Raw genomic sequence first — 15,589 nt, forward strand, 5'->3', positions numbered from 1 at the left:
CTTTCTCCTAAAATATTTTTGTCTATATTTGTTAGATTGTGGTAATGTGTTTTCACGAATTACTTAATTTTTTTCTTGCATGAAAGATTTCTTTAAAAGCGTATTGGCTTCGATAGTAGGAATATTTATCAGCAGCTTTATTATAGGAGGAGTTCTTGTCCTATTGTTTTTTGGGTTTATCGGAGTATTATTAAGTAGTTCTTCAGATACATTTGTTCTAAAAAATAATTCGGTTCTGACGATTCGTCTAACCGGAGTAATGAAAGATCGGGTTTTAGAGAATCCGATAATAGAGTTTTTTAATTTAGGAGAAGCCAAAGAAATGGCATTGACAGATATTCTATCTGCCATAAAGAAAGCCAAAGAGAATGACGACATTAAAGGAATATATATAAGCTCGGGCTATTTTATGGCTTCGAGTGCTTCGCTGACTGAGATTAGAGATCAATTGTCCGATTTCAAGGAAAGTGGCAAGTTTATAATTGCCTATGCTGATGATTATATGCAGGGTGGTTATTTCCTGTCTACGGTAGCCGATAAAGTAATAATGAATCCTCAAGGCTCGCTCAATTTACAAGGCTTGTCTGCTAATCCTACCTTTTATAAAGGTCTGCTTGATAAAATTGGAGTAGAGATGCAAATATTTAAAGTCGGGACTTATAAGTCTGCCGTTGAGCCTTTCATCCTAGATAAGATGAGTGATGCCAGTAAAGAGCAGGTTGGTTCTTATATGAATGATATATGGTCAACTATTTTAGGTAAAGTTTCCGAATCTCGAGGTATTTCAGTTGAACGACTCAATCAGTTGACCGATACATTACCTGCATTTCAAGAGGGTGAGTTTAGTGTCAAAAATCATTTGGTTGATACTTTGATGTATGAATCGGAAGTTCGCCAGTATTTGAAGACTTTGCTTGGTGTTGATGATTCGAAGAATCTGAATGTGGCTTCGGTTGCCGATATGATTACAGTGAAAGATATCAAAAAATCGAAATCGACCGATCAAATTGCAATTCTATATGCTGAGGGTTCAATAGTAAGTGGAACTAAGCCAACGGATATTAATGATAAATACCTGATTAAAGAAATAGAGAAATTGCAGGATGACGATAATATAAAGGCTGTTGTATTTAGAGTTAATTCGCCGGGGGGAAGTGCATATGCCTCGGAACAAATATGGAAAGCTGTAACTGATCTTAAGGCTAAGAAGCCTATTGTTGTATCGATGGGCGACTATGCAGCATCAGGAGGATATTACATATCGAGTAATGCTTCTAAGATATATGCTCAACCTACAACGCTTACTGGGTCGATAGGAATATTTGGAATGTTTCCTAATGTGGCAGGACTCACTAATAAGGTAGGTCTGAGTTTTGATAATGTAAAGACAAACAAATTTTCGGATTACGGAGATATTACTCGTCCTATGAGCGAGCAGGAAAAAGCTATTTTGCAACAATATATAGAACGAGGTTATAATCTGTTTTTGAGCCGTTGCTCGGAAGGAAGGAATATTCCACGAGAAACGCTTGAGAAGATTGCGGAAGGAAGAGTATGGACAGGTAAGCAAGCTCTCGAAATAGGTCTTGTTGATGCTATTGGAGGTCTGGATGATGCTCTTAAAGAAGCCGCTAAACTTGCGAGTGTTTCCGATTTCTCAATAAGGGAATACCCCAAACAAGTAAGTCCTTTTGAAGCTCTTTTCAAGACTCAAACTGAAGATATTGCTACTCGTGCTTTAAAAGAGTATTTAGGTTCAGACTTTCTCTTGCTGAAAACAATAAAGGATATAAAAGACTTGAAAGAGCAAGATTTTATACAAGCACGTATGCCTTACAGTTTACAGTTAAATTAAGGTCTCAGACCTTTATCGCCTGGATAGGTTAATCTATCTGGGTTGTTTAACTTAAATGTATCAATTAATATAAATATTACTTGAAGTAGCTAGAACATCAATGCCTCATAATAACTTACATATAAAAAAATGGTTGCTGCCTATATCGTGGTTGTATGGGTTCGTTGTGTTTATACGGAATAAAATGTTCGAGTGTAAGATCTTGAAACAAAAGGAATACGACGTTCCTGTTATTTGTGTAGGTAATATTACAGTTGGTGGTACGGGTAAAACGCCACACACCGAGTATTTAATAGAACTGTTACAATCCGATTATCGTATAGCTGTCTTAAGTAGAGGTTATAAGCGCAAGAGCAAAGGCTTTGTATTAGCACAGAAAGGTTCTACTGTTGATGAGATAGGAGATGAGCCTTATCAAATAAAAAGTAAATACCCTAATATTCTAGTTGCAGTAGACGGCGAAAGGCAAAGGGGGATCGAGAATCTACTTGCCTTACCTAAAAATGAAAAACCGAATGTCATTTTATTAGACGACGCTTTTCAACACAGGTATGTGAAGCCGTCTTTTACAATATTGCTTACCGATTATAATAGATTAATGACTCGTGATAAATTGCTGCCTGCCGGACGTTTGCGTGAGCCTGTACATTATGCCGAGAAAGCAAATATAATAATAGTAACTAAATGTCCTGATGGTATAACACCTTTAGACTTGAGGTTGTTAGCAAAAGATATTCAAGCATACCCTTATCAAGATTTATTCTATACATCGTTTAGATATGGAGCGTTAATGCCTGTCTTTACAGAAAATGAAGAAGAATTGTCTTTAAAGAAACTTCAAAATAAGGACGTTCTACTTGTTGCGGGTATTGCAAATCCCCGTCCATTTTTCAAAAAAGTAAAAAGATACATAAAGAAAGCCGAGACACTTCAATATTCTGATCATTATCAATTCACACCTAAAGATATTTCGGATATGAAGTCGAGTCTAAAAAGTATGGGAGATAAAGAAAAGGTAATTATTGTAACCGAAAAAGATGCAGCACGTTTTCGTTCGATGAGTAATCTCGATGAGGAAGTAAAATCGATACTCTATTATTTGCCTATTCGGGTAAGCTTTGTAAATGAAGAAGAAAAAAAACTATTTAATAATAAAATCATAGATCATGTTAGAGAAAATTCGTGAAACGGCCGATTATATAAAAAGCAGAGTCGGAGATATACCCCAGTCAGCTATTATTCTTGGAACAGGCTTAGGTGAACTTGCTAATGCCATTACGGATAAAAGAGAAATACCTTATACTGAAATACCGAATTTTCCTGTATCGACTGTAGAAGGACATAGCGGAAAGCTTATTTTTGGAAAATTAGGAGATAATGAAGTGATTGCCATGCAAGGTCGTTTCCATTATTACGAAGGCTATACAATGAAGGAAGTAACATTTCCCATTCGTGTATTTCAAGCTTTAGATGTGAAATATTTGTTTGTCTCTAACGCTGCCGGTGGAATGAATGGAAGTTTTGATATTGCAGATATCATGCTTATTGATGATCATATCAACATGTTCCCTGAGCATCCATTACATGGTAAGAATTTTAATGAGCTAGGAACTCGTTTCCCTGATATGAGTAATGCTTATGATAAAGATCTTCGCAGATTGGCGATGGAAATTGCAAAAGAAAATAATATAAAACTACAACATGGTGTGTATGTGGGAACGCAAGGTCCTACATTTGAAACACCAGCAGAATATAACTATTTCCGTATTATGGGTGGCGATGCTGTGGGAATGTCTACAGTGCCCGAAGTAATTGTTGCAAACCATGCTAAAATGAAAGTGCTTGCATTTTCTATTATAACAGATTTAGGGGTAATAGGAAAAATAGTAGAAGTAACCCACGAAGAAGTGCAGGAAGCAGCTAAAATAGCTCAGCCTAAAATGGCATTTATTATTAAAGAAGTTATCAAAAGATTGAATAAATAATGCAACAACGTACTGAAATTGCTTCACTTGGAGAGTTTGGTCTAATAAAGCATCTAACTGAAAATATTAAACTAAAGCATTCAAGCTCTGTTTTAGGAGTGGGGGACGATGCAGCCATTCTGTCATATGCTGATAGTGCAAATCAAAAAGTGTTGGTTACAACAGATCTATTGCTTGAAGGAATACATTTCGACCTGATATATGTTCCTTTAAAACACTTAGGTTACAAATCGGCTGTAGTAAATTTTTCGGATATCTATGCGATGAACGGACAACCTAAACAGATCACGGTATCTTTGGGTGTGTCGAAACGTTTCTCTGTAGAAGATCTGGAGGACTTTTATGCAGGTTTAGAATTGGCTTGTGAGCAATATGGGGTAGATATTGTAGGTGGAGATACCTCGGCATCTCTAACCGGTTTGTGTATATCTATTACTTGCATTGGAGAAGGTATAGAAGGCAAGATAGTAACCCGCGATGGAGCAAAAGAAAATGATATTATTTGTGTCTCGGGAGATTTAGGAGCAGCTTATATGGGGCTTCAACTTCTCGAAAGGGAAAAAGCTGTTTTTGATGGCAAAAGCGATTTTACTCCCGATTTTTCGGGAAGAGAGTATTTGCTCGAAAGACAATTAAAACCAGAGGCACGTAAGGATATAATAGAAGCTTTGGCAAATGAAGGTATTGTACCTACTTCGATGATGGATATTTCTGATGGTTTATCATCAGAACTTATTCATATTTGTAGACAAAGTAAGGTAGGTTGCAGAATCTATGAAGAAAGACTTCCTCTAGATTACCAAACAGCTGTGATGGCAGAAGAATTTAATCTGAACGTTACAACTGTAGCCCTTAATGGAGGTGAAGATTATGAACTGTTATTTACCGTACCACTACATCTACACGATAAAGTGTCGAAGATGAAAGGTGTGCGTGTAATAGGACATATCACAAACGAATCTTTAGGACTGGCTTTGGAAACAAGAGATAGTACTGAGATCGAGTTGAAGGCTCAAGGCTGGAACTCATTATCAGAAGAAGACTGATAAGTCTATCTATATAAAACAAGAAGAACCAATTTGAAATAAATTGGTTCTTCTTGTTTTATATCAGCAACTTTAATTGCTTTTAATCAGAGCTGTTTCTATAGCTCATGAGCAATATTTAGCTCTAACTCTTTCGTATAATCGTACATTGCGTAACTTATCCTACTTTACTGCCAGGAGTAATAGTTGCAGAGGGTTGGATGAGAGATAAACTACCATCGCTGTTCTCTGCTGAAAGTAACATTCCGCACGATTCAATTCCTCGTAATTTTCTAGGCTCAAGATTAGCTATAAAGCATACTTGTTTACCTACTAAATCTTCAGGTTTATACCACTGAGCAATTCCAGATATAATAGTTCTTTTAGAAATACCATCATCGATGAGAAATTGAAGTAACTTATCTGCTTTAGGAACTTTAATACATTCAAGAACTGTTCCTACACGAATGTCTACTTTCTCAAAATCAGGAAATTGAATAGACGGTTTTATAGGCGTAGCCTTATATTCAGAAGCTTCGTTTGCTTTTTTAGTATCTAGAAGCTTTTGTATTTGTTGTTCAACAGTTTCATCTTCTATTTTAGCAAATAGTAGCTCAGGTTGGTTTAATGTATGACCTACCGAAAGTATATCAGTGCGTCCCAATTGGTTCCATTCTAGATGCTCGATATTCAAGAATTCTTTTATTTTCTTAGCACTAAAAGGAAGGAATGGTTCGAATGCAATCGCTAGGTTGGCAGTTATCTGCAAAGCGATATTCAAAATAGTCTCAGTACGTGGCATATCTGTTTTAGCCGTTTTCCAAGGTTCGGTATCTGCCAGATATTTATTTCCTATACGAGCCAGATTCATAGCCTCTTTCAAAGCATCTCGGAATCTATAATTGTCGAGATATTTTTCTACGTTTTGTTTAACATCAGCAAACTCAGCAAGAGTTTCTTTGTCGTAGTCGGTCAGCTCATGAATTGCAGGGACTTTGCCATCAAAATATTTTTGAGTAAGAACCAGTGCTCTATTTATAAAGTTGCCAAGTATAGCTACTAATTCATTGTTGTTGCGAGCCTGGAAATCTTTCCAAGTGAAATCGTTATCCTTGGTTTCGGGGGCATTAGCTGTTAATACATAACGTAAAACATCTTGTTGACCCGGAAATTCTTCTAAATACTCGTGAAGCCATACTGCCCAATTGCGTGAGGTAGAAATTTTATCACCTTCAAGATTTAAGAATTCATTAGCAGGAACGTTCTCGGGAAGAATATACGAACCATCAGCTTTAAGCATCGCAGGAAATACAATGCAATGGAATACGATGTTGTCTTTACCTATGAAATGAAGAAGTTTTGTGTCTTCCGATTTCCACCATTTTTCCCAACTATCAGGAAAAAGTTCTTTAGTATTCGATATGTATCCAATTGGAGCATCAAACCATACATATAGTACTTTGCCTTCTGCGCCTTCCAATGGAATGGGTACACCCCAATCTAAGTCACGACTTACGGCACGAGGATGCAAGCCCATATCTAGCCACGATTTACATTGGCCATATACATTTGACTTCCATTCTTTATGATCTTCCAGAATCCATTGTTTTAACCATGCTTCATGTTTGTCAAGAGGCAGGTACCAATGTTTTGTTTCTTTCATGATTGGAGCATTACCTGTAATGCTAGATTTAGGATTCTTCAAATCGGTAGGACTTAAAGATGTTCCACAAGATTCGCATTGATCTCCGTAAGCATTTGGGTTTCCACAATGTGGGCATTCTCCGGTTATATAACGGTCAGCTAAAAACATTTTAGCCTCTTCATCGTAATATTGTTCGCTCGTTTGCTCTTCAAACTCTCCTTTGTTGTATAATTTAAGGAAAAAGTCGGATGCAGTTTCTTTATGTATCTCAGAACTGGTACGTGAGTATATATCGAAAGCAATACCAAAATCCTCAAATGATTTTTTGATAATGCCATGATACTTATCTACAATATCCTGAGGAGTTACTCCTTCTTTTTTTGCACGTATGGTGATAGGTACACCGTGTTCATCAGATCCTCCGACATGTATTACTTCTTCGCCTTTAAGACGCAAATATCTGACATATATATCAGCAGGAATATATACTCCTGCTAAGTGACCAATATGTACAGGTCCGTTTGCATAAGGTAGGGCAGAAGTAACTAATGTTCGGTTATACTTTTTATTCATAGAATATTAGTAGTTGTTATAAAATAATATGGATGCTTTTTCGCTGAAAAACATAATAAAATAGGTCTATGACCTTAGTTGATCTTTTTGTTTCGAAAAAGACTTGCAAATATACTAAGTTCTGTATAAAATAGGCTCTCTTAGGGGAATAAAAAACGGGTGCAATCTTCTGTTGAATGCACCCGTTTATATTATTTGAGTTCTATCTCTTGTTTGAGATCTATTTCCTCTTTGTTCTGATCAAAAAATCGGTATTCGAGGAAAGCCAAGCTTTGGTCGGGAATAATTTTCATCCCGAAGCTGTACTTCCACTTCCATCTCGATTTTAAGGATGGGAATCCTTTGTCTATAAACGCTGCGACATAAGGGTGTACATGTAAGGTGAATTTCTTCACATTTAGTTTTTGTACTAAATAACTTATCTTAGATCTTAACGAGTCTGTAAATAGTATAGAGGGCTTAATCTCTCCTTTTCCAAAGCATGTAGGGCATGTTTCGGTAGTGTCTACTACCATCTCGGGACGCACGCGTTGACGTGTGATTTGCATCAGTCCAAACTTGCTCAAAGGCAATATATTATGTTTTGCCCTATCATTAGCCATCAGTTCTTGCATTCTTGCAATCAGCTTGCTGCGGTGTTCGCCTTCCGACATGTCGATGAAGTCGATAACAATAATTCCTCCCAGATCGCGGAGTCTTAATTGTCGGGCAACTTCTTCGGCTGCTGCTGAGTTAACTTCCCATGCGTTGTTTTCCTGTCCTGCTTCTTTATTTTTTGATCTGTTCCCGCTGTTTACATCTATTACGTGTAAAGCCTCGGTATGTTCAATGATCAAATAAGCTCCGTTCCGGAAGGTTACAGTTTTTCCGAAAAGTGCTTTTATTTGTTTTGTGACAGCAAAACTATCGAAAATAGGGAGTTCGTCTGTATAAAGCTTAACAATATCTTTTTTCTCAGGATCTATAATACTGATATAATCCCTGATTTGGTTATGTACCTCCTTGTCATTTACATGAATAGCCTGAAACGATGGATTGAATACATCTCGCAGGAGACCTACAATACGCCCAGTTTCTTCATATATTAATGTAGGAAGTTTTTCCTTCTGAATTTTAGGAAGATTATCCTCCCAACGCTTCACTAACGTTTTTAGTTCGTTATCTAATTCGATAACTTTTTTTCCTTCAGCTACTGTACGAACTATTACGCCGAAGTTTTTAGGCTTTATACTTTGAATAAGTTGACGAAGTCTGGCTCTTTCTTCTTTGGATTTTATTTTCTGAGAGATTGATACCTTATCATTGAAGGGGATCAATACTAAAAACCTGCCTGCGAACGACAATTCCGATGTTAGTCTTGGACCTTTGGTTGAGATGGGTTCTTTGGCTATTTGAACCAAAATTTCCTGTCCCACTTTCAGTACATCACTGATACTGCCATCTTTGTCGATGTCCGCTTCGAGGGGCATCTTAGGTATTAGCGGAAATCGTTTTGTGTCGCTTAAGGCTTGTTTGAAAAATTTATCTACAGATTTAAATTGAGGACCTAAGTCTAAGTAATGAAGAAAAGCATCCTTTTTGTACCCAATGTCAATAAATGCAGCATTTAATCCGGGCATAAGTTTCTTTACTTTCCCGGCATAAATGTTACCAACTGCAAATGAGATGTCTCTTGCCTCTTTCTGAAGTTCGACAAGTTTCTTGTCTTCCAACACGGCAATAGAAATCTCTTGCGATTGAACATCAACTACAAGTTCGCTATTCATTTTCTATTACTTGTGACTATTAAAATTTGTACCAATACAGTTGTGAGGCTGTATTTAAAGAATCATGATGTTCTGAAATGCACAAAGAACAAACTTAAAATTTTATGATAGATTTAAGTTTGTTCTTGTTACTTCTTCTAAAATAAGACGTGAAAAAGATTATTTTTTCTTTTTATGTCTGTTTTTTCTAAGTCTTTTTTTGCGTTTGTGCGTAGACATTTTATGTCTTTTTCTTTTTTTACCGCTTGGCATATCTTTTATATTTAGAAATTAATACTCTACGTTATTCTACTTATTTTTTGACTTGATTTACAAAAACTTTAGCAGGTTTAAAAGATGGAATGTTGTGCTCTGGGATGATGATTGTTGTATTCTTAGAGATGTTACGAGCAGTCTTTTGAGCACGTTTTTTTACAACAAAGCTGCCAAAACCTCTCAAATAAACATTCTCGCTTTTACTTAGAGAGTCTTTCACTACTTCCATAAAAGATTCCACGGCTGTTAGAACGGTTGCCTTATCGATGCCAGTATTTTTAGCAATTTCGTTAACGATATCTGCTTTTGTCATTTTTGTATTTCCTTTTATTGTTAATTACTAATTTTTTGGACTGCAAATATATAGCTTTTTTATTTCCTTTAAAAATAATTGAAAGGCATTTTTCATTAAAAACTAATTATTTTCTCACTAGGCTTTAATAATGAAGTATCTTTGTCTTTATTTAACGATATTTTAAGTTTAATTTTTGACGATTGGAAACAGGTAATTTAATTAACGATAAAGAGGCTTTTTTTATCAGCCATATATTAATAAGGTGGTACGACCAAAATAAAAGAGATTTACCGTGGCGTGAAACTAAAGATCCTTATTTTATTTGGCTATCCGAAATAATTCTGCAACAAACGCGTGTGGTGCAGGGGTATGATTATTATATGCGTTTTACACAAACATTCCCTACAGTTGCTTCGCTTGCTAATGCTCATGAGGATGAGGTTTTAAAATTGTGGCAAGGATTGGGGTATTATAGTAGGGCCCGAAATTTGCATACAGCAGCTAAAATGATCATTTCAGATTTTGGCGGAGTATTCCCATCTGTTTATAAAGATATTTTGTCGCTAAAGGGTGTAGGCGAATATACAGCGGCAGCGGTGGGTTCTTTTGCTTTTGAATTGCCACATGCAGTAGTTGATGGGAACGTATTTAGAGTTCTGTCTCGTCTTTTTGGTATAGATACTCCAATAGATACGACTCAAGGTAAGAAAGTTTTTACCGATCTGGCAAATGAGTTACTGGATCCAGAGCATCCTGGAGAGCACAATCAAGCTATAATGGAATTAGGGGCATTGCAATGTGTGCCTGTTTCTCCCAATTGCGGAATTTGCCCATTGTCTGATATCTGTTTGGCGTATAGTCAGAATAAAGTATCTGCTTATCCTGTAAAGCAGGGAAAGGTTAAAGTGAAAGAGCGTTATTTTAATTATCTGGATATAAGAATTGGTTCTTCGATGTTTCTTAATAAACGTACGGGTAATGATATATGGAAAAATCTATATGAGTTGCCTCTTATTGAAACTGAGGAGAAATTAACTTTAGATCAATTGCAGGAGACAGAGGCTTTTCGCCGGATTTTTGAAAAGGCAGGAAATATATCTATCCATCCGATGGGTATGACATTGAAACATGTACTATCGCATCGTATAATTTATGCAAATTTTTATACTATTACGATTACTGATGATGTGGCTATTCAAGAGCAATTCTTGAAGATTGATAAAGCTAATTTATTTAATTTTGCCATCTCGCGGCTGGTAGATCGCTACTTAGAACATCAGAGTGAGGGCGATTTATTCGCGTAAGAGTTGTATATTTGTGTCATTTTGTAAATAAAGACTCAGATTTATTTAATGTCTTGGATTGATCTAATAACTGTAATCGGCTATTGCTCTAAACGTATCATTAAATAGGTTTGTTTACTCAAAATAGTATAAAATGGAAAAGGAAAAATATAAAATATTATTTGTTTGTTTAGGGAATATCTGTCGTTCTCCAGCGGGTGAAGGTATAATGAAACATATTATTTCAGAAAAAGGCCTAGAAGATAAGTTGGAGGTAGATTCTGCCGGAACATCAGGTTATCACGATGGAGATTTGCCCGATCATCGCATGCGCCGTCATGGGGCACGTAGAGATTATGTGTTTGATTCGCTTTCACGAAAATTTACTGTAAACGATTTTGATGATTTTGATATTATTCTAGCAATGGATGATAGTAATTATAGTAATATAATGAGGCTTAGTCCCGATCTTGAATCGCAAAAAAAGGTACACCGAATGGTTGAGTTTTCTCAAAAACACGGTTACGATCATATCCCCGATCCTTATTACATGGGGGCTGATGGCTTCGAGTTGGTTTTGGATTTATTGGAAGACGCCTGTGATGGGTTAATGAAGCATATAGAAGAAAAAGTAATACTTTAAGTAATGGTAGGTATTTAGTAAGGTGCAATTTTACTACAACTGTCAATTGCATTTATACTTGCCAAAAATAAATAAACAGGTCTGTGACCTTAAGAACACTCGTAGGAAGAGTTGAGAAAGAGATAAAGATGAATAAGTCACTAAAAGGTATTTTGCTTGTTGCGATTGGAGCTTCAAGCTACGGAATTGTAGCTACGTTTATAAAAAAAGGGTTAGCAGATGGCTACACAACTGCTGAACTGACATTTGCACAGGCGCTGATTGGAGCGTCATGTATGATTTTGTTGAATTTGATATTTAATAGATTCTCTCCTTCAAGTGTTGCCGATCGCCCCCATCGTAAGGATATTGTAAGATTGTTACTTGGAGGTATTCCGTTGGGTTTAACAAGTACGTTTTATTACCTATCGTTGAGATATATACCCGTTTCGGTATGTATTGTAATGTTGATGCAGTCGGTATGGATAGGTGTAGTTGTAGATCTGGTGGTAAATAAAATTAAGCCGACTCCTATAAAGTTGGTTTCAATTATTATTGTTTTGATTGGTACTGTTCTAGCAACAAATGTATTAAATGCAGAAGCCGATTTAGATTGGAGAGGTATTTTCTGGGGATTTCTGGCTGCGATTTCATATAGTCTCACATTTTTGGCTACGAATAATATAGCAACAGGCTATCGTCCGATGGTGCGTAGTATGTTTATGTTAATAGGTTCTTTGGTAGTTGTTTCGCTAGTCTGGGGGTATTCTCTGTTTGAGAAATTCGATCCGAGTGTGCTGTGGACTTGGGGGCTTATAATTGCTTTCTTCGGGACGATCCTTCCTCCTCTGCTTTTTACAAAAGGAATGCCATTGGTTGGTGTCGGTCTTGGGGGTATTATAGCTTCTGTTGAATTACCCGTTTCGGTATCTATGGCTTATCTTTTTATTAACGAATCGGTCAACGTTTATCAGTGGATTGGGATTGTCTTAATTCTTTTTGCGATAGCATTAATGAACATTTCCTTTATCAAAATGTTGAAACCTAATTAAATGTTAAGTTTTTAGTCAATTACACTATCTTTGATAAAGAATTAATTAATTTCGCAACAGATTGAACAGCAGAATACACAAGATATGAAAGTGAAAATTATAAATAAATCGGCTCACTCACTGCCTGAATATGCAACAGAATATTCGGCAGGGCTTGATTTAAAAGCAAATATAGATGCCGATATAGTATTACAACCTCTCGAAAGAACGCTTGTTCCAACAGGCTTGTTTCTTGAGTTGCCCAAAGGATATGAAGCTCAAATACGTCCGCGAAGTGGATTGGCTTTGAAACATGGGCTTACAGTCTTGAATTCGCCCGGAACAATTGATGCAGATTACAGAGGCGAGATACGTGTAATACTTGTAAATTTATCTAACGAACCTTTTACAATCCAGAATGGAGAGCGTATTTGTCAGATGGTTATTGCTGCTCATGCTACTATAGAGTGGGATGTTGTAGATGCCATAGACGAAACGGTTAGAGGAGCAGGCGGTTTTGGTCATACCGGAAAATGAAAATCAGCTAAACACTAAGCACATAACATATATGTCAAACTATAAATTCCCGATCCTATTTTTTATAGTATTTGTTTTAGGCATCAGTAATATATTTGCACAGAAAGCTAAGGGTGATGTCAAGCATCCGATTCTGAGCTTAGATGATCAACGTAAGTTTGATTATTATTTTTACAATGCTTTGAATGCTAAATCTATTGAGCAGTACGGTTCAACGTACGATTTCTTGCAATACTGCATGAAGATAGATTCTACAAATGCCAATGTTTTATTTGAATTGGGTAATTTCTTTAACTCTATTCAGAATAAAGATCGGGCATATACGTATTACAAAAGAGCTGTTGGCTATGATGTCGATAATTTCTATTATAATATGGCTTTGGCAGCTTCCTCTGCTGAGAGACAAGATTATAAAGATGCTGCTTTAATTTATCAAAAGCTGATCAATCAGAATCCGCTAAAAATAGAATTGTATATGTATTTGTCGGAGGTGTATCGCCTTGATGGGGATTTGTTGAACTCTATTCAGGCGTTGAACGATTTGGAGCGTACTATGGGTATGAATGAGAAAATCACTATCCAGAAGTTTAAACTCTATTCGGCTCTCAACGATAAGAAAAAGGCGTATGCTGAGGTTCAGAGGTATATAGACAAATACCCCGATGATATCAGATATTATATCTTGTTGGCAAACCTCTATTTACAGGATGGGAAAAATAAAGAGGCCTATGCTTCATTGAGTAAGGCTAAATCGATTGATCCCGAAGATCCTTATTTAATAACTTCTATGGCTAATTATTACCAAACGGTAAACGATCAGCCTAAAGCCGAAGCAGAACTTCGTGCAGCACTTTTTAGTGAGAAAACAGACATAGATACTAAAATTGGCATACTTAGCCAATATATTGGGATACTTCAACAGGGTCAACAAGATTTAGAACCTGCACATTTGCTTTTGGACTCTTTAATGGTGGAGCATCCACAAGAAGCAAAGTTCAACTTGCTGTATGGTAACTTGTTGATGTTACAAGACAAAAAGAAAGAAGCTAATTTCCAATATAGAGTTTATGCTGAATCTGACCCTACAAATCCTGTAGGTTGGGAGCAATTGTTACAATCGACAGATGTAGATAGTATAGATGCATTGATTGATGTTTGTAAGTCGGCAATCGTATATTTACCTGAAGAGCCTTTGTTCTATTTTTACCTTTCGGTAGGTCAATATCAGAAAAAGGAATTTAAAGAAGCTTTAAAGACTTTAGAGAATGGAATTGTTTTTGCAAAAGATAATCCTCGTTTATTGTCTGAGTTTTACGGACAGAAAGGGAGTATATATTATGAGCTGAAACAGCAGGATAGTGCTTTTGTAGAGTTCGATCAGGCATTGAAATACAATCCTCAGAATCTGGGAGTGCTTAATAATTACAGTTATTATCTGTCATTAGCTCATAAGGAGCTTGATAAAGCTGAAAATATGAGTAGCATTACTATTAAAGCTGAACCTACTAATCCTACATACTTGGATACTTATGGCTGGATACTGTTTATGCAGGGAGCATATACTACTGCAAAAATATATCTGGAGAATGCTGTAAAGTATAGCGAAGAGAAAGAAAAAGAGGTTAGTGCAGAAGTATTAGAACATTATGGTGATGTTTTGTATATGATGGACGATAAAGAGAACGCTGTTGTGTATTGGGAAAAAGCCAAAGAAAAAGGTAGCGAATCGAAAACTCTGGATCAAAAGATTAAAACAAAAACGTTTATTGCCCCTAATCCCGAAAAATGATGAATACAAGTAACGTAAGAAATGTTTATAAGCTAGTTTTATTCTTTTGTTTGGTAGCTGCGATTTCATCTTGTAAATCGTCGAAAACGATCGTAAGCAACGATGGGTCAGTAGTTTCTAAAACGCACGACCAAGTTGTGAAAGACGTATTGTCTGCCGAAACTGACTATAAAACGATAAGCGGAAAGATTTCTTTGGAAATGATTTTGGGCTCGAAAACATCGGGGATGAAGGTCAATAGTCAACTTAAGATTGTAAGAGACGAAATTATTCAATTGTCGATACGTGCCCCATTTATCAATTCAGAAGTTTTCAGAGTGAGCATTACACCCGACTCGGTGTATGTTATAGATCGCTTATCGAAGAAATATGCAGTCGAAAACATTAAAGATTTGGAGCAGGAACGTGGTATCCAATTCAATTATAATAATTTGCAAGCCTTATTTACAGATGCTTTATTTATTCCCGGAAAAAGCCGTGTAGTAGCAAGTGACTACAATACATACGATATTTCGATGAATGGAGGTAAATACCATCTGGAAACAAAAGATAAAACAGGATTATCGTATCGATTTGTTATCGATCCGAACGATAGAGTGTCAGCTACCCATATTACAGCTAAGGATGGAAAATATTCATTGCGATGGATGTATAGCGATTTTGTAAAAGAATCTGCATCTTTGTATCCTACTACGATGGAAGCGAATGTTGACATCAATAAGAAGAAAGTCAAATTAATTATGTCCAATTCAGGATTGGATTTTAATAAAGAGTTGACAGTAGATAATAGCCTGCCTTCTAAATATACTAAGGTTTCGGTCTTAGATATTCTGAAAAATTACATTAAGTAAGCTAAAATACTGTCATTAGATTGTTTAGTTATAACAAGCTTTTGGTGAGTGAGCTTACCTAAGCAACAAATAGGTCG

Annotated in this window: 13 protein-coding genes; 10 read left to right on the forward strand and 3 right to left on the reverse strand. The window is 36.3% G+C overall.

What is annotated here, in order from left to right:
- The first annotated feature begins 79 nt into the window (after nucleotides 1–79).
- The 4 genes from sppA (at nucleotide 80) to thiL (ending at nucleotide 4,886) form a co-directional block, all read left to right on the forward strand.
- Nucleotides 80–1,855, forward strand: coding sequence for a signal peptide peptidase SppA (gene sppA / locus IR022_RS15840; RefSeq protein ID WP_194204462.1), 1,776 nt, complete (start codon nucleotides 80–82; stop codon nucleotides 1,853–1,855).
- Nucleotides 1,856–1,955: 100 nt separating this feature from the next.
- A complete protein-coding gene (gene lpxK / locus IR022_RS15845) occupies nucleotides 1,956–3,041 on the forward strand; it encodes a tetraacyldisaccharide 4'-kinase (protein ID WP_194204463.1) in 1,086 nt (361 codons plus the stop codon).
- Nucleotides 3,022–3,840, forward strand: coding sequence for a purine-nucleoside phosphorylase (locus tag IR022_RS15850; protein ID WP_050710684.1), 819 nt, complete (start codon nucleotides 3,022–3,024; stop codon nucleotides 3,838–3,840). Before lpxK ends, IR022_RS15850 begins: the two co-directional genes overlap by 20 nt.
- Nucleotides 3,840–4,886, forward strand: a complete 1,047-nt coding sequence (thiL, locus tag IR022_RS15855) for a thiamine-phosphate kinase (protein WP_194204464.1) — start codon at nucleotides 3,840–3,842, stop codon at nucleotides 4,884–4,886. Before IR022_RS15850 ends, thiL begins: the two co-directional genes overlap by 1 nt.
- Nucleotides 4,887–5,043: 157 nt before the next feature.
- Here thiL and metG read toward each other — a convergent pair whose 3' ends face one another.
- From metG to IR022_RS15870, 3 genes are all read right to left on the reverse strand, one after another.
- Nucleotides 5,044–7,083, reverse strand: coding sequence for a methionine--tRNA ligase (metG, locus tag IR022_RS15860; protein WP_194204465.1), 2,040 nt, complete (start codon nucleotides 7,081–7,083; stop codon nucleotides 5,044–5,046).
- Between the two features lie 191 nt (nucleotides 7,084–7,274).
- A complete protein-coding gene (locus IR022_RS15865; protein WP_050710687.1) occupies nucleotides 7,275–8,849 on the reverse strand; it encodes a ribonuclease E/G in 1,575 nt (524 codons plus the stop codon).
- A 292-nt stretch (nucleotides 8,850–9,141) separates the two neighbouring features.
- On the reverse strand, nucleotides 9,142–9,417 hold the full coding sequence (locus IR022_RS15870) for an HU family DNA-binding protein (protein ID WP_026627129.1): 276 nt from the start codon (nucleotides 9,415–9,417) through the stop codon (nucleotides 9,142–9,144).
- A 182-nt stretch (nucleotides 9,418–9,599) separates the two neighbouring features.
- On the opposite strand from IR022_RS15870, the gene mutY reads away from it, so the two are divergent.
- From mutY to IR022_RS15900, 6 genes are all read left to right on the forward strand, one after another.
- Nucleotides 9,600–10,703: an A/G-specific adenine glycosylase gene (mutY, locus tag IR022_RS15875; protein ID WP_199330325.1), complete on the forward strand. Its 1,104-nt coding sequence runs from the start codon at nucleotides 9,600–9,602 to the stop codon at nucleotides 10,701–10,703.
- A 133-nt stretch (nucleotides 10,704–10,836) separates the two neighbouring features.
- The gene (locus IR022_RS15880; RefSeq protein ID WP_194204466.1) at nucleotides 10,837–11,325 is read left to right on the forward strand and encodes a low molecular weight protein-tyrosine-phosphatase; all 489 of its coding nucleotides are present in this window, start codon (nucleotides 10,837–10,839) and stop codon (nucleotides 11,323–11,325) included.
- Between the two features lie 128 nt (nucleotides 11,326–11,453).
- Complete coding sequence (locus IR022_RS15885) at nucleotides 11,454–12,356, forward strand: EamA family transporter (RefSeq protein ID WP_194204467.1); 903 nt, start codon at nucleotides 11,454–11,456, stop codon at nucleotides 12,354–12,356.
- Nucleotides 12,357–12,440: 84 nt separating this feature from the next.
- A complete protein-coding gene (dut, locus tag IR022_RS15890; RefSeq protein WP_050710690.1) occupies nucleotides 12,441–12,872 on the forward strand; it encodes a dUTP diphosphatase in 432 nt (143 codons plus the stop codon).
- Between the two features lie 31 nt (nucleotides 12,873–12,903).
- A complete protein-coding gene (locus tag IR022_RS15895) occupies nucleotides 12,904–14,661 on the forward strand; it encodes a tetratricopeptide repeat protein (RefSeq protein ID WP_194204468.1) in 1,758 nt (585 codons plus the stop codon).
- A complete protein-coding gene (locus IR022_RS15900; RefSeq protein ID WP_194204469.1) occupies nucleotides 14,658–15,512 on the forward strand; it encodes a DUF4292 domain-containing protein in 855 nt (284 codons plus the stop codon). The genes IR022_RS15895 and IR022_RS15900 overlap by 4 nt, the downstream gene beginning before the upstream one ends.
- Nucleotides 15,513–15,589 lie beyond the last annotated feature (77 nt).

The organism is Dysgonomonas sp. GY617, from assembly GCF_015233815.1.
In the GTDB taxonomy this organism is placed as follows: domain Bacteria; phylum Bacteroidota; class Bacteroidia; order Bacteroidales; family Dysgonomonadaceae; genus Dysgonomonas_A.